The organism is Brevibacillus sp. 7WMA2 (assembly GCF_010748895.1).
Lineage (GTDB): Bacteria > Bacillota > Bacilli > Brevibacillales > Brevibacillaceae > Brevibacillus_B > Brevibacillus_B halotolerans.
The window spans coordinates 1,362,843-1,385,569 of the sequence record NZ_CP048799.1; the positions used below are offsets into that span (position 1 = coordinate 1,362,843).

At 44.2% G+C, this 22,727-nt stretch carries 4 protein-coding genes; 1 reads left to right on the forward strand and 3 read right to left on the reverse strand.

Annotated elements, in window-relative coordinates:
- Position 1: 1 nt before the first annotated feature.
- From GOP56_RS05110 to GOP56_RS05120, 3 genes are all read right to left on the reverse strand, one after another.
- The gene (locus GOP56_RS05110) at positions 2 to 7,651 is read right to left on the reverse strand and encodes a non-ribosomal peptide synthetase (RefSeq protein WP_163244751.1); all 7,650 of its coding nucleotides are present in this window, start codon (positions 7,649 to 7,651) and stop codon (positions 2 to 4) included.
- 140 nt (positions 7,652 to 7,791) lie between these two features.
- A complete protein-coding gene (locus tag GOP56_RS05115; RefSeq protein ID WP_163244752.1) occupies positions 7,792 to 19,497 on the reverse strand; it encodes a non-ribosomal peptide synthetase in 11,706 nt (3,901 codons plus the stop codon).
- A 1,515-nt stretch (positions 19,498 to 21,012) separates the two neighbouring features.
- On the reverse strand, positions 21,013 to 21,453 hold the full coding sequence (locus tag GOP56_RS05120; protein ID WP_254068622.1) for a hypothetical protein: 441 nt from the start codon (positions 21,451 to 21,453) through the stop codon (positions 21,013 to 21,015).
- A 68-nt stretch (positions 21,454 to 21,521) separates the two neighbouring features.
- Here GOP56_RS05120 and GOP56_RS05125 point away from each other — a divergent pair.
- Positions 21,522 to 22,666 (forward strand): IS3 family transposase gene (locus GOP56_RS05125; protein WP_163244340.1). Its coding sequence is split into 2 segments (ribosomal slippage): positions 21,522 to 21,795 and positions 21,795 to 22,666, totalling 1,146 coding nucleotides; the frame shifts between segments, so codons are not numbered across the junction.
- Positions 22,667 to 22,727 lie beyond the last annotated feature (61 nt).

The following is a 22,727-nucleotide window of genomic DNA, read 5'->3' on the forward strand; positions in this document are numbered from 1 at the left end:
CTTAGATTTTGATAGATTTGAGTTTCCCTGATATTTTAGTAAGCTTGTCGATAGAAAGCTTGTTGTAGCCTACATCACTTGGGGTCAGATCGGTACCTTCTTTCGTAAGACAGTGGTCGATGCAGCGAATCAATTGGGAACGGTACATCTCAGCAAGACGTTCAATCGTTGCTGAATTGTATTGCTGGGAGCTATACATCCAGTGCAGGGTCAATTGGTCGTCTGCAACACTGCCCGTAATGTCGATCAAATTACTGCGGTTACTTGACGGGCTAAATAAGGAGCCCGTCGGCATCTCAGCTCGTTGGAAACCAGTTGAGGATTTTCCATGGCCGAATTGCCCCAGATAGTTGAAGCTGATTTCAGGCTTGATCATGGTCAGAGCCTCTTTTTCCAGCGAATTGTTCATGTACCGTAAAATCCCGTATCCGATCCCCTTATTCGGAATTTGACGAATGGATTCTTTGATCATCTTAATTTGATAGGATAGATCTGAAATATAGGACATATCTAGCACAAACGGATACATACTGGTAAACCATCCGACGGTACGGCTAATGTCGACAGTATGGATGATATCCTCGCGACCATGACCTTCAAGCTCGACGGCAAAGCAATTCTCACCTGTCCACTCATGCAAGGACAATCCCAATGCGGTCAAGAGCAGATCATTCATTTCGGTCTGATATGCATGATGAACGCTCGTGAGCAGGTTCTTTGTCGCATCTTTGGATAGTGCTGATGTGATCACCTGCATGTCGCCCCATGTATTTCCACCAGCTAAGTAATCTGCCGGAATACTTGCCACCTTGCTCTTTTCTAGCTGAACCCAATAATCTAGTTCCTTATGCACTGTTTTTCCTGAAGCATAATCCGCCAACTCGTTTGCCCAATGTTGATAGGAATGCGTCTTCTGCGGTAGGTTGATGGGTTGCTTGGAAAGGGCTTGTTGATAGGCATTTTCCAAATCCTCAAGGATAATGCGCCAGGATACACCATCAACCACAAGGTGATGAATCGCGATCAACAAATAGTCAACTTGTTTCGTACGGAAAAGACTTGCTTGGACGAGTGGCCCCTCCTGCAAATTAATGCCAGATTGAATACGCGTTCCCTCTTGCTCAAGGCGGACCCTCACGTCCGATTCATCACACAAATTAAGTACTTCTAGAGTAAACAACTCTCCTGTGTTGCTTCGATTTATCTGACAAACCTCAGCGATAGCATCTTCCTTGGTTATATACACCATCCGCAATGCATCATGATGTTCCACCAGTTTTTGCAGGGCTTGGCGTAGAGCTGCTTCGTCTATACCCGCTGGATGAGTTAACATCATCGCCTGATTCCAATGATGTGCATCAGTGAGATCTTGAGTAAAGAACCACCTTTGAATTGGCGTCAATCTGACTTCACCCTCAACTGCTCCTTGCTCAATTACGATGCTGGTAGCACTGATATAGGGTGTCAACTGCTCAATTGTCGGATTTTGAAACAAATCTCGGATTGTCAGTTTAAGGTTTTGACTGTTCAGACGAGCCACAATCTGAATTGCCTTGATCGAGTCACCACCAAGGTCAAAGAAGTTATCCTTCACCCCGACACGTTCAACGCTTAGTACATCGGCCCAGATGTTTGCCAGTGTTTCTTCGATGCTGGTGGTAGCCGCAATATATTCGGTTTGAGCAAGCATTGTAGCATCCGGCTTCGGTAAAGCCTTGTAATCAACCTTGCCATTAGCAGTTAATGGAAATTTTTCCATGTCGGCAAAGTGGCTGGGAATCATATAATCTGGCAAAATGCGAGCCAGATGTTGGCGTAGTTCGTCCGTGCCAATCGATTTAGATGCGATATAGTAAGCACAAATCATGTCGTTGTGTATAGTAACCGCTGAGGCAGTAATTTCTGGATAGGTTAAGAGTTGGGCTTCAATCTCACCCAATTCCACGCGATAACCTCTTACTTTTACCTGTTGATCTATGCGGCCCAGATAGATCAGATTACCGTCTTTGCTCCATGAGACCAAATCCCCGGTGCGATACATTCGTCCGCCAGGCACAAACAGATCATCAACGAATTTTTCAGCAGTCAGGTCGGGACGGTTCAAGTAGCCACGCGCCAAACTGTCACCTGCCACGCATAACTCCCCTGGCACACCGATTGGCTGAAGCTGTGATGCTTGGTTTAGTACATAGACTCGGACATTGTGAATCGGCTGACCGATTGGTATGTGCGGCATCTCTGACTCGATACGATATCGAGTTGTAACAACTGTATTTTCTGTCGGGCCATAATTGTTGACCAACTGATAACGCTGAGGGGTATACGATTTGAGCTTGTCTCCACCAGTCAGCAACAGACGAAGTGATTGGTTTGATTCAGGCAAATTCATGAACGCTTCGCATATCTGTGTTGGCAAAAAGCTTACTGTTATGCAGTTTTTTTCGAAATATTCGTTCAGCTGATCAATACTGAGACGGATATCAGGGCTTATTACGTGCAACGATGCTCCCGCAACTAAAGTAGGGAAAATTTCCCATACAGATGCATCAAAGCCAAAGCCTGCATATTTAGTAGTGATATCGTTTGCTGAAAGCTGATATTCACATTGGTGCCATAAAGTCAGATTAACGAGGGAACGATGCTCCACCATAACCCCTTTTGGTTGTCCCGTAGAACCAGACGTATAGATGACATAGGCCAGATGATTTTCGTTGGTTTCTGTAGGCTGCAATGCTTGCCCTTCTTGATATAGCTCTGCATCAGTTAGGTCAAGTATATCTCCAGCAAAGTCAAAAGCCTCCAGATTCGTACCACAGTTGGTCAGCATCCATTTCGTGCCACTGTCAGATAACATATACTGCACACGATCGCCCGGATACGTCGGGTCAATAGGAAAGAAGGCTCCTCCCGCTTTAAGGATAGCGAGGACACCAACAATCATTTCTAAAGACGGATCAGCCATGATTGCTACGATGCTTTCTGCCCCCACTCCTTTTTTCTGAAGGAAAGCAGCTAGATTGTTAGCTCGGCGATTCAATTCGCTGTAGCTGAGGCGTTGATCCTGATATACCACCGCAGTTTGCTCTGGGTGTTTATGCACTTGCGCTTCAATTAATGCATGGATTGTTTGGTTCAGCTCATGATCACGACTTGTCCGATTAAATCCATCGAGTAGTTGCTCTTTTTCCGCATCTGTCACTAACTCAATCTGTTCAATTGATAGATCAATCTTTTCTACCACTTGGGCGAGGATGTGGACATAATGCTTTGCCATCCTCTGTAGGGTCTCACGCTTGAAAAGCTTAGTGGCATATTCCCAATCAAATACCAGCTTATCGTTCATCTCTCGCCCTTGCAGAGTAAGATCGAACTTGGCGACTTGATAGTTATATGTATACGGTTTGGTTTGTAATCCCGTGAACCCATCGAATCCCAGCTCGATATTTTGCAAGGTAAACATGGTGTCAAACAACGGATTGCGACTTAAATCACGGCGTAATCCAAGTTGTTCTAGCAATAATTCGAGCGGATAATCCTGATGCTCGTAGGCTTTCAGCAGATTCTCCTTGACCTCATGTAGAAACATCCGAAACGTTTTATCTGCGTTTGGCTTATTCCGAAGTGGGATCGTATTGACAAACATCCCGATAATCGACTCCAGATCGGCATGTTGTCGACCGGCGATGGCTGAACCGACGATCATATCCTGCTGACCCGTATATTTGGCAAGTAATACGTTGTAGGCAGCCAAAAGGGTCATGAACAGCGTAGAACCATTTTGTGCCGACAGCTCTTTAAGTTTGTTTGTCAAATCGGTATCTATTTCAAAACCAATTCGGTCACCTTCAAAGCTTTGCATAGCCGGTCGCGGGTAATCAGTCGGCATTTGAAGCACTGGTAATTCACCTTTACATTGTTCTTGCCAGAAAGATGCCTGCTCATCGGCTTCACGATCGTTCAGCCGTTCTTGTTGCCAAACAGCATAATCCTTATATTGAAGGTAGGGCATTGGCAGGTCTTGACCACTATACAGCTTCCCTAATTCTTGGAAAAATAAATGAATAGAAACACCATCTGCAATTATGTGATGCAGGTCGATCAGGAGAACTGAGCGTCTCGCATGTAATCGTACGAGTGCAGCCCGTGCCAATGGTGCAAGTCCTAGATCAAATGGCTGGATCAACGATGTGATCACATCATCCACATTTTCTTCCATCGCTTCCTTCACGATCAGCGGAATTTCTGCGTTTGGCTGGATGCGTTGTACCAGATGATCCTTTTTCATAGCAAAAGAGGTACGCAATGCCCCATGTCGGCGAGTCATCTCATCCAATGCATCACGCAGACGATTAAGGTCTATCTCTCCCTCGATATCAATCATCATCGGCATGTTATAGCTGGTCTCCACACCCTCGAACTGACTGATGACAAATATCCGTTTTTGGGCAGGTGTGGCTGTATACTCATTATCCTCAGTCGGCGCTGCTAGCTGAATCGATACGTAGTTCCCCATCTCCTTTTGGGTAACATAAGCAGCCAGTTCACGTACGGTAGGACGCTGGAAAATTACCTTGAGCGGCACATCGACATTGAACTGCTTATAAATACGTGATACCAGCATGGTTGCCTTAAGCGAATGACCGCCCAAGTCAAAGAAATTATCGGTCACCCCTAGCCGCAATACCCCCAGAATTTCCGACCAAATCACTGTCAAAGTCTCTTCTGTAGGATTAGAAGGAGCTACATAGATACGCCACGATTGCATGTCTGGCTTAGGCAAAGCGCGACGATCAATCTTATTGTTGGGTGTGAGCGGCATATCTTCTAGTTCAATAAACACCGAAGGAATCATATAATCTGGAAGGATTACTCCCAAATCACTGCGAAGCTCCTCCTGTGTAATTGGCTCGGCTGGAACATAGTAGGCGCACAAACCTGGGGTACCCCCCTGTTCGTAGACTGTGACGAATCCTTTTTGTACCGCACGATGGTTAAGTAATTGCGCCTCAATCTCTCCTAGTTCGATTCGGTAGCCACGTATTTTTACCTGATGGTCAATCCGTCCCTGAAACTCAATCATGCCATCTGCTAGATATCGCCCCACGTCACCAGTGCGATACATCTTATAACCAGGACGGAATGGGTCATCGACGAACTTCTCTGTCGTTAGCTCTGGCTGGTTTAGATATCCTGCTCCCACATTCTCGCCAGCGATATAGATTTCTCCACTAATCCCCACTGGTTGCAATTGATTGAAGCGATTCAAGATGTGGATTTGGTTATTGGCGATCGGACGACCAATTGGTACAAGCTCTAAAAGGCTGTCTCCTGCTTTCATGGTCAGTGTGGTGACGACATGCGTTTCAGACGGACCGTAGTGATTGTGTAGTTGAAGCTCATGCTTTTGAAGATAATCGATGAACGAAGCTGGAATAACCAATTGCTCACCTGCTGTAACGATATGCTTGAGATTCACAGGCAATTTCTCCACATAAAGCGGCTCTGCGATGATAAATTTAACTAGTGCAGTCGGTAAAAAAGCTGTTTCAATCTGATGTTTCTTCACAAACTGAAGCAGACGAAGCACATCTCGTTTTTCATCACTAGCGATGATGTGTAGCTCTCCACCTTTGAGCAAGGTTGAAAAAATCTCCTGCGCACAAACATCGAAACTAATCGTTGTAAATTGCATCACTCGATCGAATGTAAGTGAGGTGTTCGCGTATTCAAAGCTGATCAGGTTTACAAGATTGCGATGCTTAACCAGAGTACATTTTGGCTTTCCCGTTGTCCCTGAAGTATAAATGGCATACAAAATATCCTGTGAGGTATTGATTCGCTCCGGATTTTGGTTATTACGATTGTTTAAATCCGGTATTTCGGAGAGCTGTAGCACCTCACCGCTAAAGAACTGATCAACTTCTGACTTTTTGTCAGTTAACAGCAGGCGCGCTCCACTGTCCTTCAACATATACGTAATCCGTTCCGCTGGATATTCAGGATCGATTGGTAGATAGGCTCCTCCTGCTTTTACAATAGCAAGCAAACCAATCACCATTGGAATCGAACGTTCCGCCAGAATTCCAATGATCTCGGATGGTTGTATCCCGCGATCACGCAAGCGATGAGCCAGTTGATTTGCTCTACGGTTCAGCTCCGCATACGTAATCGACTCCCCATCATGAACCAAAGCCACTTGATCAGGTGTCCGAGCCACCTGTTCCTCGAACAATTGATGAATCGTTTTGTCTAGTGGATAATCGGCTGTAGTATCGTTACATCTTGCCAGCGTGTTTACATCGTCTTCCGTAACGATATTGATCTTTTGAGCAGCAATCTCTGGGTCGTGTGTGATCTGTTGAATAATCACTTGAAGATGCCGTCCGAGCCGGTGGATAAACTCCTTCGTATATTTATTGGCGTTGTAATTGAATGTAAGTGTCAATTGTTTACCAGGAACGACAATCACGTTGATCCCGTAGTTGGTTTGTTCAAACGCCTCTAGCTTTCCAAGTGTAAAGCCTAAGTCGCGACCACTGCCGTAGTGTCCTAATTCTGATTTAAGCGGGTAATTCTGAAAAACAATGATATTGTCAAACATTTCTTGCTGCCCACCGTCAGAGGCCGCTTGGATATCAGCGAGAGACACATAGGCGTACTTTTCTGAGGAGAGAGCTTGCTTTTTAATCTCCTGCACGAGTTGTTCAAATGTAATCCCACTCCCACCATTGACACGGACTGGGATCGTATTGATGCAGACTCCTACAATTTTATCAATGCCCTCAATCTCTGACGGACGACCGTTTACTACCGCACCGAATACTACGTCGTCATTGTTATTGTAGCGTTGCAACAAAATGCCCCAGACTGCTTGAAAAAGATGGTTGATTGTCACCTGATATTTCTTCGCTAGTTTGGAAAGCTCTGAAGTAGCTGCTTCATCAAACTTGAAGAAAAGTTCCTCTTGACGGTAACCCGATTCGATTTTGACACCATTTGGATAAGGTGATGGTAAAGTGGTCTGCTGGTCGTAGTTTTGCAAGCAGGTTTTCCAATAATCAAGCGCCTCTTCTTGATCCTGTTGCTCCAACCATTTGATGTAGCGGCTGTAGGGTACGACTCTATCCATTGGAAGCTGCTTATTCGTGCGAGCCTGTTCATACAATCTGAAAAAATCATCCATCACAATCCCGAAACACCAACCATCCATTAAAATATGATGGTAGCTCCAGATCAGATTCCAGCTTTCGTCCCCTCTCTGTACGACGGTGTATCGAGTCAATGAATCGCCTGACAGGGAAAAACCCTTCGCTTTATCAGCATTTTTCAGATCAGTCAGGTAGGTATGCTGCTGTTGTTCATTCAGATGGCGTATATCGCGATAATCCACCTTGATCGGACGTTGTTTGAGTACCACTTGTAATGGCTTGCTTACATTTTTATAAAGAAAAGCAGTGCGCAGAATGCTGTAACGACTAATCAAGTGATTGGCTGCCTGTTCCACAAGCTCGACACTTAATTCGCCTTGTATGGGAAAATCGAGCTGTTCAAAGTATGTATGTTGCTCCGTGTCTTTTAAGGAATGAAACAGCATCCCTGCTTGCATGGGAGATAAAAAGTAAATATCTTCTACATTTTGCTTGTCAAACATGCTTATACATACACCCCTCATTCCAATAATTGGTAGGTTCTTCCATTGGTAGAAAAAGTGTCTCCAGCGCACACAGCAACAAGACCGTATCTGTGTGCGCCAGAGTAATTTTGCTGGTTTTCGGGGATGATTGAATTACTTCATCTGTTAAAAAGATCCAGCGCTGCTTCTAGGTCATCAAAGCTCAAACCGCTTGAGGTAAAATCGCTTGGGGTTAACTCATTAGTTTGCTTACTTACACAGTGCAAAATACAACCCAGCAAGTTCTCTTTGAACCGCTCCAACAGGCTTGCGATAGTTTTTGCTTGATGGATCTGGGTGTTATATAGGACAGAAAGCTTTAATCTACCGTCTGTTACCATGCCAAGGAAATCAAGCAAATAGGTTCGCTCGGCTCTTGGACTGAACATTTCACCGACAGACTTGTCAGATGCTTGGAATAATCCCACCTGTTGACTGTTGTCAAATTGACCAAGATAGTTAAAGCTAACTTCTGCCTGTTTGCCGGTAAGCGGTGTTTCGCCGAGGTAATTCAGGATGCCATAGCCAACGCCTTTGTTGGGAATTTGGCGAAGAGATTCTTTCATCTGTTTGATTTGTTCACCTATGTCTTGCAGTGAATTCATCTTCAGTACCACAGGATAGATAGAAGTAAACCAGCCAACTGTTCGTGCGACGCTGATATCCGCTATAATCTCTTCACGGCCATGACCTTCTAAATCAACGCGGATCTGCGTCTGTCCACTCCATTCGCTTAGTGTTAATCCTAGTGCAGTCAGCAGAATATCGTTAATCTCGGTGTTATAAGTGTGATGAGCGTGTTTTAACAAATCTTCCGTTTCTTTTGTACTCAGCCAGATCGTTTCTTCCGTTGTTTCAGCCCAACTGTTGCATGACGATGTTGCATCCTTTGGTATTGGTTCGGTTGTAGTTTGCAGCACAGATTGCCAGTAGCTCATTTCTCTTTGTCCCATACGGGTGCTGGCGTATCTAGTAAGCGCCTCTGCCCAGTCTTGGTAGGAGTGTGTTTTTTCAGCAAAGTGAATCAACTGATCACCTATAGCCTGCTCGTAGCCACGGGCCAAATCTTCAAGCAGGATGCGCCACGAGACACCATCTACTACTAAATGATGGATCGCCAGCAATAGATGGTCACCTTCCGCCGTATGGAATAAGCCGGCATGGATAAGCGGCCCACAAGTCAGGTCGAGACTTTGTTGAATGCGGGAAGCCTCCGTTTGGATGGCTAAATCAAGCTCTTTCTCAGCACTCAGATGGCTCAGGTCAATCACCTCAAAGCCATACAAACACCCTTCTTCCCCACGGTTTACTTGCTTGATATCAAGCTCGGATATTTCATAGGACATACGCAGAGCATCATGGTGTAACACCAGTTCGTGCAAGACACGACAAAGGGCTTGTTCGTCAAAGCCTTCACGACGATAGACCATCATTGCTTGGTTCCAATGATGAGAATCAGTGAATTTCTGAGCGAAGAACCATCGTTGAATTGGTGTCAATTCCACCGCCCCTGTAACCATGCCCTGATCAGCCTTGGCTTCTAGCGGTTTGACATACATGCTGAGTTCCTCAATGGTTGGATTCATGAAGATGTCTTTAATCTCTACTTTCAATTGATGCTTGTTCAACAGGGCAATTACTTGGATAGCCTTGATCGAGTCTCCTCCCAGATCATAGAAGTTGCTTTGAATACCGATTCGTTCTTCTCCTAATACTTCTTGCCAGATCGTGGCGAGTATAGCATCTGTCTCGTTTTGCGGTGCTTTATAGGAGATAGCGACCTCAGCGGACTTGTCAACTGGAGGCAATGCCTTTCGATCTACCTTGCCGTTAGCGGTCAGTGGTAGCCGCTCTACCTCAATAAAATAGGCGGGCACCATGTAATCCGGGAGTGATTGAGCAAGCCATTTGCGCAATTCATTCGTAGTTACCACCGAATCAACCGTAAAGTATGCTACTAGCATGTTACTGTTACTATCTTGCCAAGCGACGACAGCAACCTCCTTGACAGATGGATGCTGCATGAGTGTTGTTTCAATCTCGCCCAGTTCAATTCGGTGTCCACGGATTTTTACTTGGGCATCCATTCGGCCTACATATTCGAGATTACCGTCTGGAAGCCAACGCACTAGATCGCCTGTGCGATACATACGCTCGCCCGTAGCAAACGGATTGGCAACGAACTTTTCATAGGTCAGCTCCTGCTTATTCCAGTAGCCGCGTGCTAAATTAATTCCTGATACACATAACTCGCCTGGCACACCGATTGGCTGAAGCTGATTGTAAGAATTAAGCACATATGCCTTGACGTTGTGGATCGGCTTACCAATTGGAATGCTACTACCTGCCCCTGTGATGAAGCAATTGGTGGCAACGACCGTATTTTCAGTTGGCCCATAGTTGTTTACCAGCTGATAGCTTTGCGATTCATAGGTTCTAAGCTTATCGCCACCCGTAAGCAGATAACGAAGCGATCGGTTACAAAGACTCATGAAGGTCTCACATAGTTGGGTTGGCAAAAAGCTGATCGTGATACGATTTTGTTCATAATACTCATTAAGTTTGTGAATATCGTATCGAAGTTCGTCTCCGATTACATGGATAGTGGCCCCACTAATCAGGTACGGGAATATCTCCCAAACCGAGGCATCGAAGCCGAATCCAGCGTATTTAGTCGTAGCATCATCGGCAGTGATACCATACTCACTCCGATGCCAGAAGCACAGATTAACAAGGGAACGGTGCTCGATCATAACACCTTTGGGCTTCCCTGTTGAACCCGATGTGTAGATGATATATGCCAAATTCGATGGCTGTGTCATCTCTGGAAGGTTGGCTACGTCTCTCTGATAGGAAGCCTGATCAGAGATTCGAATAACCTTCCTTGCGTAAGCATCGAGCTTTACGTCTTGATTCGTGTGATGGAGTAACAGCTTCGCCTGGCTATCGTCAAGCATATATTGGATGCGTTCAGCAGGGTATTCTGGATCAATTGGCACGAATGCAGCTCCTGCCTTTAGTATGGCAAGTAAGCCGATGAACATCTCTAAGGAACGATCCGCCATGATGGCGATGACCTGCTCAGGACCTGCTCCCTTTTCACGCAGGGTATGTGCAAGTTGATTCGCTTTCTCATTGAGCTGCTGATAGGTCAATGCCTCTGAGCGAAATACAACTGCGGTCTGATCAGGTGCTAGCACTGCTTGCCTTTCGATCAAAGCATGAATCGTCTGTTCAACCGGATGCTCCCATTCCGTACGGTTAAAATCATGCAATAGTTGTGTTTTTTCTGCTTCTGTTATTAGCTCGATGTCAACAATAGAGAGCTGGGGCTGTTCTATGATTTGCTCCAACAGATGGATCAGATGTTTAGACATCCGCACAATCGTCTCGCGAGTAAACAGCTTTGTGCTGTATTCCCACTCAAAACGGAGTCGGCCGTCTTTCTCCACGCACAATAAGGTCAAATCAAACTTGGAAATCGGGTATTGGTAATCATATGCGCTGACTTGGACATCTTGCATCACGTTGTAATCAATATCCACATTTTGCAAGGTAAACATCGTGTCAAATAACGGGTTACGGCTTAAGTCGCGGCGTATGCCCAGCTTTTCGATCAATTCTTCTAGTGGATAATCTTGGTGTTCGTGGGCTTGAAGCACGTGTTCCTTTACTTCTGCAACGAACTGACTGAATGACTTATTGGCTTCAGGGTAATTACGCAGCGCGAGCGTGTTGACAAACATACCCATTATCGGCTCTACATCGGCATGTGGGCGACCTGCAATCGGTGATCCTACGATAATATCTTCCTGATTCGTCCATTTAGCCAAAAAGACATTGTACGCAGCAAGCAATAGCATATAAAGCGTAGTATCAAGACTTGTAGCCAAAGCTTTCAGTTTTGCGGTCCAGTCTTCGTCCTGATCGATCCAAATACGATCTCCCTCGAAACTTTGGACAGATGGGCGCTGGAAATCAGTTGGTAGCTCTAGCACAGGTGGCTCGTTCGTAAATATGTCAAGCCAATACGCCTCATGCTGTTGATTCTCTTCACTGCCAAGGTAAGATTGCTTCCAAACTGCATAATCCTTGTATTGTATGTGAAGCGGCGGCAGTGACTTACCTTGGTAGTACGTCCCAAGATCGTTCATAAAAATATTCAACGACACCCCGTCTGCGGCGATGTGGTGCATATCGACCACGAGGATAGCATGCTCTGGAGCTAGTTCAATCAGGGTGGCCCGCAGTTGTGGAGCTATACGCAAGTGAAACGGTCGTATTGCATTACTAATCCAGTCGTGTATCTTCCTATCAGCAGAAGATATGGCTTCGGTGGTCTGAAGCTGTACAATCTCCAAAGATACATCAGCGCTCTCATGAATCCGTTGCACGAGTACGCCATCCATCATTTCATAGCTGGTACGGAGCGTGTCATGGCGAAGAACAACAGCTTCGAGAGCTTGTCGTAAGCGTTCTTTATCCAGGTTGCCGCGTAATTCTGCGATGACTGGCATGTTATACCCTGTCTTCACACCATCAAACTGACTAATAACATAGAGACGTTTTTGTGCGGAGGTAACAGGATAGTGAGTCATGGCTGGCGCAGACTCTATCGTAGTAAAGGATCGAACAGCCGCTTGCTCGATATAGCCTGCCATCTGTTGAATCGTCGGTTTGTGAAAAACCTCTTTGAGCGGGAATTCGATACCAAAATGCTTATGAATCCGCGCTACCAGCATTGTTGCTTTGAGAGAATGACCCCCTATTTTGAAAAAATTGCTGGTTACACTCACATTCTCGACTCCCAAAACCTCCGACCAAATGTCGGCCAATGTTTCCTCTGTTTCATTACTCGGGTCCATATACTCTTCCATTGTCATAGACGAGTCGGGAATCGGTAGAGCGCGACGGTCAATTTTGCCATTGTGATTGAGTGGCAATTCATTCAGTGGAATCAGGTAAGCTGGCACCATATAGTCAGGTAATGATTCAGTTAAATAGCTATGGACAGCCTCTGGTGACAAGGCTTCCTCCGCCACATAGTATCCACACAGACTGGCATTCGACCCATTTTGATACACCATGACAAATGCTTTGCTAATCATCGGATGGTTCAACAATTGAATTTCGATCTCTCCCGGCTCAATTCGATAGCCCCGGATTTTTATTTGATGGTCAATACGCCCTAAGTATTCGATCGTGCCGTCTGGTAACCATCGGGCTATGTCACCTGTGCGATACATAATCTCATCTGGCGCAAACGGATTTATCACAAATTTTTCAGCAGTTAATTCTTTCCGGTTAAGATATCCTAGTCCAACCGTGTCACCTGAGACACAAAGTTCCCCCGGTACACCAACAGGTTGAAGCTGCATTTCTTCACTAACAATGAAAATTCGTGTATTGGCTAGTGGGCGTCCAATCGGTGGAATCCCCATGATCGACTCTTTTGCCTTCATCGTTAGGCTGGTAATAACGTGCGTTTCTGACGGTCCATAATGGTTGTGCAACTGGATATCATGCTGATGCAGATAGGCGATGAACGATTCTGGCAGGACTAGCTGCTCACCTGCAACGACCAAATGCTTCAACGTTTTCGGTAATTTTTCCACATAATACGATTCATTAATGATGAATTTAAACAATGAGGTCGGCAGAAATGCTGTCTCCAACCTGTATTCTTCAATAAATGCTAAAAGCTTTAGGATATCGCGCTTGTCATCATTTCCGATGATATGAAGCTCCCCACCCGCCAACAGCGTTGAGAAAATTTCCTGATAGCACACGTCAAAGCTCATAGTGGTAAACTGCAAAACTCGTCTAAAATCAAGCGTGGTCCGGTTATATTCAAAATGAACAATATTAGATAAATTGCGATGTGTAAGCATAATTCCTTTTGGATGACCCGTTGTACCAGACGTATATATGGCATACAACAAATCGGACGAAGTGTTGATACAATCTAGATTATCTGCATTGTTATGCTGGTATATGGTGTTATCTAGCTTGATCACGTCGCCATTGAAGGGTAGATCTGCCATATCACGATCTGTTAGTAACAGGGTACTACCACTGTTTTCTAGCATGTAGCTGATTCGCTCTTTCGGTAGCGCCGGATCAATTGGCAGGAAAGCCCCTCCCGCCTTGAGAATAGCAAGTAAACCGGTTAACATCTTAATGGAACGATCTGCCATAAGCCCTACAACCTGATTTGCTTTGACCCCTCTTGTTCTTAAGTGAACGGCAAGTTGGTTTGCACGTCTGTTCAGTTCCTTATAGGTGATCGTCTGAAGTCCGTCCCCTTCAACAACCGCCATAGCATCTGGGCTACGATCTACCTGCTGTTCAAATTGTTGATGCAACGTCAGGTCTCGTGGATAATTCATCTCTGTTTGATTAAATGCCGAGAGCAGATGGATGTCTGCGTCAGAGAGGAACGTTACCTGAGAAAGAGGCTGAGCTACATCTTCACTTATTGCCGTAAGAAGCCGTTCAAAGTGTGACAGCATTCGTTCCATCGTATCATCGCGGTACAGCTCCGTATCATATTCAAGCATAACCTGTAAGTCTTCTCCCGCTTCAAAGACCTGAACGGTAATATCAAACTTAGATGTTTCGCTGTTCTCGATATGCATCGTCATCGTAGCATCTGCCAGGTCAATCGCACGCATTTTGGCATTTTGAACAATAAACAACACTTGAGAAAGAGGATGAAGATGTGGCCTACGTTCAAGAGAAAGCTCGTCTACTACCATCTCAAACGGAACGTCCTGATTATCGAACGCTTCCAGTGTAGCTGCTTTTACTTTTTGTAAAAGATCAGCAAAGCTTTCGGTCATATCGATATCTGCACGAATAGCCAATGTGTTCACGAAAAATCCTATCAAACGCTCGATCTCGACTTGATTCCGGTTAGCTGTAACGGATGAGACTATAACATCACGCTGGCCAGAATAACGGGACAGCAGGGTTAAAAAGGAGGATAACAGGGTCATGTACAGTGTTGCGCCCTCTTGTTGACTTAACTTCTCCAGTTTTTTTCGTAGATGTGAACTGAAATTTCGTTCAATAGTTTTACCCACACGTTTTGAATGAACGGGACGCGGATAATCAGTTGGCAGTTGTAATTCAGTTGCATCCGCAAGCTTATTTTTCCAATAGGTTAATTGATGGACGATCAGTTCATCTGAGAGCAGGTTTTGCTGCCAAAGTGTATAATCTGCATATTGAATCGGCAATTCTGGCAATTCTACGCGCTTTCCAGCTCTCATTTGGTCATAGGCATTAGCTAATTCCTCAATGAATACCCCTACAGACCACCCATCAGAGACAATATGATGAATCGAGACCACCATGACATGATCATCGTCTCCGGCCCGGATCAACACCGCACGAATAAGTTGATCCTTTTCTAAATGAAATGGTGTAGTCGCTTCTTGACGGATGTGTGCTTGTACTGCCTGCTCACGTTCACTGAGGGGTAGATGAGTCAAATCTACCAACGGCACTTCCATTACCTGTTTTGGATCAATAATCTGTACCGCCTCGTCCTCCTGTAAAGCAAATCGGGTTCGCAGTATTTTATGTCGGTCCACAATTAGTTGCACCGCTTGTGAAAGCAGATGAACTTGAAGCTTTTCTCCTTTCAGATGAAGGCTGACGGTGTTGTTGTAGTATGGGCTTTCTGGGTTTAATTGATATAGGTACCATTGACGTTTTTGTGCGTTAGACATTGGGAGAGTGTTTCCGTACACAGCTTTTGTGATCTTACGCTGCTCTTCTGTGTTACATGGACTTGCCCCCATTTGATGTTCAAGCTCTTTGGCAAGCTCCTCAATCGTTGGATTAGCAAACAATACACGTAATGGAAGGTCCACCTGACACATTTCTCGAACCTGTGTTAGCAGTTGTGTCGCCTTAATTGATTGTCCACCTAGAGCAAAAAAGTTATCATGGACTCCAAAATCATCTGTTCCAAGTAAGCTTGACCAAATGCCGAACAGAGCATTTTCTAAGGGAGACCTAGGTTTGATACGTTCGACGTCTCCTGCTTTTTTAGCCAATGCCACAAGCATTGCTTCACTATCGGGTTCCCCTGTCTCGGTGTACAACCATTCATCTGTTTCATGCAACGCCACCAGGATTGGCTCACCAGAGTTTTTGGTCAGAAGAATTTGCTCTGTCTTTTCTCTCAATGTTTGATTCGTCAGATCCATGGTTTGATCCAATTGGAAAAAGAGATGAAGGATTTTTTGTCTCTTAGGCTCGACAGCCAGAAGCTTGGACATGTCCGGTTTGGATTCGTCAATCCCTACATAAAGGAAGGCATCATTGGCCATCAAGCCTATCAGCCAGGAATAAAGACCTTTAACAGAGCGGATCGCTTGATGCCCCCGGCTTTGCAGGATCTTTTTCATCACCAGCAGGTCACGTCCCATCCCGATGTCATCCCATAAGCTCCAGGCAAAGCAATATGTTTTCACATCACCACTCGCCTGCATATACTGGCTGAAGCTTTCCACGAACTGATTTGCCGCCGCATAGGCACCCGCCATATAGCCAGAAGACAATGTAGTCGTTGAGGATGACGTGATATAAATGCTGTTAGGCCGATTTTTCATAAGCTGATAAAGCGCAAACGTACCATACACCTTTGCCTCGAACATTTCATCTAATGTGGACATGGTTTCATCCTTGAGCAATGTCTCTCGGTAGACACCCGCCAGATGAATCACTCCATTCAGAGCTTGGCCAAAACGTTCCTCCCACTCAGCAACGATAGCTTCGAGCTGCACAGGATCAGCGATATTACATGCAACATAGTGAACTTCTCCACCATTTTGTGCCAAGCTTTTAAGCTCGTTGAGACATTTCACTTTTTCTTTCGTACTAGTTGATCTGTCAAAATAGCCTTCCTCTACATTGTCTGGAAGCGTTGTTCGACCAACAAGAAGCACTTTTGCCTGGCAGTGACGCAATAGATGCTCGGTAAAAAGCTTCGCTACTCCACCAAGACCACCAGTAATTAAATAAAAACCGTTTTGTGTCAGCGGGCTATCCGAAAGCGCTTTATTTTCCAATTCCACACGGGTTATTCTTGGGCTATAGCGCTTATTTCCACGATAAGCAACGATAGCTGTTTTGGAATAATCCGTTTCATCTTTTTCCTGAGCTAATTTGGCGAGGGCTAGAAGATTGTTTAGCTCTTTTTTTATGTATAGACTGTAGTTCTCATGTACGTCATCAGAAAAATCGATATGAAGAAATGTTGTCTCTGGGAATTCATGCGGTAATGTTTTGAAAAAACCAATCAACGGAGAATATGCATAGGAAATCATTTCCATGTCGTTCGTCTGGTAGAGATTATGTGTAACCAAGCTAAACGTTGATGGTTGTAAATTGCGATCAGCCATGACTTTTGCTAGGTGGACGATCGCATAGTTGTGTTCTTGAATGGCTTTCAACTCGTCTATCGTCTGTGGCTGACTCCCCGCGACATTATTACTCATCCCATGCAAATAGAACACATGCGAAACGTCAAGCTGCTCTTCTTTCAGGGCGCCGAATAATTGATCGAGGTCATGAGGTTTATTGAAATTAGCGACATAGTGAAGTCGACTAATTTTGGAGAATTCGTTTCCGTTTGTAACGCTAATACATTCTCCTTCATCCATTTCCCCTACAACAAACTTACTCGCGAGATCCATCGAATCAATCATGAGTAGACAATGGCCAGCCAGTTGCACATCCTCGATATTCGTCATATTCACAGAAGAAGTCTCTTCCGCTGGAGATTCGACCCATACCGGCTTGTAGAACCAGCTCGGAAGCGTGTTGTCATTTTCCAGCTTTAGATCAATTTGCTTGAGAATCTCGTCAAACTCTCCCTTAGCCAAACGTCTGGAAAGCTCGGGACGCTGGATTTTTCCAGAGTTCGTTTTCGGGAACTCCTCCTGTGTAATTGGAACGATTAACGTTGGATTTAGACCCATCTTGACGTTCAGATGACGGCGAATTTCTTTGATTACACCTAAGCAGGATTCCAGATCAGGTTCTTCAGGAACGAAGAAAATTGCCAGTTCATCGCTACCGCTAGACACCTTGGGAATGGAGACAGCCGCGGAGAACGTGACCTTTACGCCTTTTACCTCTTCCACGAACGATTCTATTTCATAATTATGAATATTATTTCCGTTGATGATAATTACGTCTTTTTCACGACCGGTGATTGTTAGCCTGCCTTGATGCAGGAAGCCAAGGTCGCCTGTGATAAACCAGCCATCCTCGACGAATACTTCTGCATTCGCTTCCGGGTTTTGGTAATAGCCCTCCATGATGTTGTTACCTTTAACCTGCAAGCGTCCAATTTGGTTTTCTCGAATTACGTTGTTGTTGGAATCGACAATACGAATGGATACACCTGGGATCGGCCCGCCTACCTCGGTAAACATTACATGGTTTGGATGATCTACAGGGACACTACGAACCGTTCCCCCAAGCGATGCCTTATCCAAAATCTGATACCCACTGGTCGGAGATAGTCGATTGAGAAGCTTATTAAAAACGATTCCTGAAGAAGTCTCAGACATCCCAAAGGAAGGAGCCATCGTATCATCAGGCAGTCCGTGAGGTTGAAGCAGGCTGAGGAATTGCTGTACAACCTTAGAGACGACCGGCTCTCCCCCATTCAGAATATGCCGCATGCAGGAGAGATCCCAGTTGTTTTGCTTGATTTTTTCGGCTTGATCGTTCACCAGCGCAAATGCGAAATTCGGTGCCCAGGTCATTGTTGCGCGATAGTGGTTAATCCAGTTAAACCAATTTAGTGGATTTGCAATAAAGCTGTCGATTTTGGGCAAAATCTGTTCACTTGCCAGATAGACACCAAGCACATGAAACATCACGATTCCGCCCACGTGATCCAATGGCATCCAATTCAGAATGATTTCATCCGATGTAAAGTTATGGCATGCAACGGTGCCGCGTGCACGAGCGAGAATACTTTCGTTGCAATGCTGCACACATTTCGGGATTCCAGTGCTGCCTGATGTCAAAAGATGAAGGACAAGTGAATCTGGTGAAGCCTCGTAATACTGCTGATCTGGCTCGTTTTGTAATAAAGGCTCCAATGCTACATAGCGTAGTTCGTCGGTCTCCCAAAGGTTTTTCAGTTGATCAATCGATTCAATCAATGCCTCGTCCGCTAGCACCAATGGCTTTTGTAATAGCTTCCAAGCGTTATAGATACGGCTGATTCCAGAATTCCAGTCTGTATAAGTCGGTGCAATGGCGATCGGTGTCGGCAAAAAGCCACCCAGTACACAGGCCCAAAACGCAGTGACGAAATTTTTATTATCATCGAGCTGGAAGATCACTGGATCACCTGGTTGAAGTCCTTGTTGCCGTAACCCCCACAGGATCGACTCTGCCTCTTGCAATAATTGGGCATACGTCATTGTGACTTCGCTACCATCTAGTTGAACAAAAACCAGCTTTTTGTCGTGGGCGATACGAGCCGCCCGCAAGAGAACCTCGACTAGCGTACCCGGCTCATCCACCGCCAGTTGTAGCTCTCCCCCAAAGCTGTAAGCAAGAGGCAAGGTTTCATCCCTCTCGTCATGGTGCGATGTAGATGCAGAAGTTTGGCTCCCGGTCAATAATTGTTCTGATTTCCAGTCTGAGAAAAAGTGACTCAGATGAACGGCTGGCACTGTAACAGGGTCCTCTGTCGCCAGCACAGCTATTTGTCCAATCCCTTTCAGCGTCTTCAGCTCTTTTTCCAAGTCGATTGGAATCGTCCGAGAATCAACAGATTGTGACATATTCTGAAACTCCCTTCGTTACGATGGATAGTGAAAGACTGGGTAATCTTGTCTAAAACAAATTGTTCTAAATTTTTTGAAACTGCAAATTTCAACCTGACTAAAAATATGTATGCAGAAAATATTAATCCAAAACATAAATAAATGCAATTTTTATTATGTAAAAAAATATAAGCTAATCTTTAAACAAGTATAAATAGCATTTATTTACATGAAAGAAAATGACATGTGAACTAGTAAAAAGCGCAGCTTATCCACCCTCTAAATAAAGGCCCCGTTCTTGATATACCAGGCTTTATCTACTGAACCTTAGTAACCACACTGTTTTATCACTTATGTCCAACATTGTAACTGCTTAGGTACCAAGAGCTTACCTGAAATCATCAAATGGGTTCAGTCTGTTCTGTTTACAGTCTATGCTAGGAAAGAATACATGTAAAAAAGTCATTTTAGTGAAATTTAAAATAGGTGTGTCAGATGTTATATCAGATAGGACTAACGAGGTACTTTACTCAATATTTCCGTGGAGCGATCAATCGAAATTTACTTGCATAAAAAATCTCTCAAAAATCAAGAATCGCCTTCTCAGTTCAAATCGCGGACAATCAAAATCAATTAACTCTGCTAACAAAAAAGCGCATTACTAATTGGTATTGTAAGTATTAGGAAGTATTTACAAATCATATTATAAATAATTTTTACAAAAAAATAAATAGATTCATCTTTTGTAAAAGAATTCTTTTTCACAATCCTCCTCTTAGAATTTTCAATTTGTTAGTTAAATAAAAATGTCACTTTCCTGTAAAAAGGGAGCAAATTTGTCCATTTCGGTTGATGAGGGGAGCATTTTACGTAAAAAAAGAAGGGGTTCTTTGATGCACCTCACATCAAAGAGTAAATTGTTACTTTTTATTATCTCACTAACATGTACATGTATGGGCTAGTTGATCTTTGAAGCATTTTTACATACAATCGCACTTCCTATCCCTTTAATAAGCCAATTCGATCACGTTTCTCACCTCCGAGATCGAGATCGATATCCATTTCACAAAACAAATCTATCTTATCTCATCGTTTGGGCAATGAAATAAGATAGATTTGTTATTTTTCTAGAATCCTATTCACTTTTTCTCAATCGGCGTCGAGTTTCCCTAGCTCCTGATCGAGTGGTACCCTTTCCCCTCTTTTTGCCTTCTACTGTTAGATCAAGTACCACAAGTAGCTGAACAAAAGATATCAGCAGAATGCATAATCCAATAGCTTCTTCATTTGACTGTTTCAAGCTCTGCTTGCTGACGTTTGGGTATGCTTTCGCTATCGTATTCCTAATTATCAAAATCGCCATCATCTGGTCATCTGTTCTTTCTGACAAGTTCGGGGATTAGCTAGTTCTCTTTGTCTTCTAGTTTGCTGGAGTCTGCTATCGTCGTGTGTTAAAAATTTATTTATAACAAAATCTTCATTCCTAGGTGATTCTTACAGATTACTTCTTCCTTTCCATACATCAAAGCCATCTTACAAAACGATTTGACGCTTAGATTGCTGCAATTCCCCGTGGGGAATTCTCTTCTCCTGATACTCATTGTATAGTCCGTTTAACCATTCATCGCTATATGTAAACATCACACTATCAAAAATCAGACCAAAATCATCAGAAATATATGCTGCCAAATCTTCTTGTGAGCTTATCTTGAGCACCTGCAAAAAGATGTTTTTACGTAGCTCTTCATCCGTTGATACATATAAGGAAGAGAGGCTTTCATTTTTCTTGAGGGTAGATAGTTCAGTGTAAACCCGCATCCATTCCTTTGCAAAGACAGGATCATCACGTTTATCAAGGAGGTTCTCAATGCTAGCTTCATCCCATTTTTCTAATACAGGCGCCACATAAATCTGAAAAAAGTCCAATAGTTTTTGTTGAACCGTATTTGGGACTGACCCCATAACGTGAGACAAATCAAAACACCTTCAAGAGAATGCAACCATGTCGTAAGATATGGAAGTAACCTGGAGGTGTTTTTTCTTTGGCAACGAGAGTGAGTTACCCTATGGAAATTAAGATGAAGGCTGTTGAGATGAGATTGGCTGGTATCCCCGTGAAAGAAGTGATGGATCAGCTTTGTATTAAAAACAAAACACAACTTAAAACATGGATGCGATGGTACAGAAATGGCGAGACACATCGTTTTGAGCAACCTGTAGGTAAACAGTACACGTATGGGAAAGGGGCGGAATTTACATCAGAGTTGGAGAAATTGAAACAAGAAAATAGGTTCTTAAAACAACAACTTGATGTTTTAAAAAAGTACAGGGAGTGGGAAAGGAGGTGTCACCAGAAGTAGTAGTTCAATGGATGAACGAGATAAAGGGAGAAGTATCTACGCAATTAGCATGCCAGTGGCTCGGAATTTCTCGCTCTACGTACTATCGATGGAGAAAACAAGTAGACGTACAGGTTCTGAATCCTTTGGTTTCCCATATCCGAAGATTGTGTCAGGAACATCGCTTTCGTTATGGATACCGTAAAATCACTGCACTTTTGCGACGAGTGATGCAAATTAATCATAAGCGAGTGCAACGTATTATGAGGGAGGAAGGATTGCAATGTCGAGTCAAAGTAAAAAAGCGTAAGAGAATCGGACAACCGATACAGGTTGCGGATCATCTTCTAAAACGGGATTTTCAGGCGAATCATCCGCTACAGAAGCTCGTTACAGACATTACTTACCTGCCTTACGGCGGAAAAATGTTGTACTTATCCAGTATCATGGACTTATACAATGGCGAGATCATCGCCTACAATATTGGAGACACGCAAGATACTACCTTTGTTTTAGATACGTTGCAACAACTTCCACCACTGGAGCAATGCATGTTGCATAGTGATCAAGGGTCAGTCTATACATCGTCGGCTTATCAATTAGCTGTAAAGGAAAGAGGCATTACCATGAGTATGTCCCGGAAGGGAACACCTGCTGATAATGCCCCGATTGAATCGTTTCACGCCTGCCTCAAGTCGGAAACGTTCATCCTCGAAGGGTTAACCTGTACAACGACGGCAATCGTTGAACAGACCGTTCGAGAATATATCTCTTACTATAACTCAATTCGCATTCAAACAAAACTAAGCAACCAGTCGCCGGTTGAATTCCGACGACTGGCTGCTTAAACATGTAAGGTGTTTTGATCCCTGTCCTACAAACGGGGGTCAGTCCCTTTATATTGCTCAT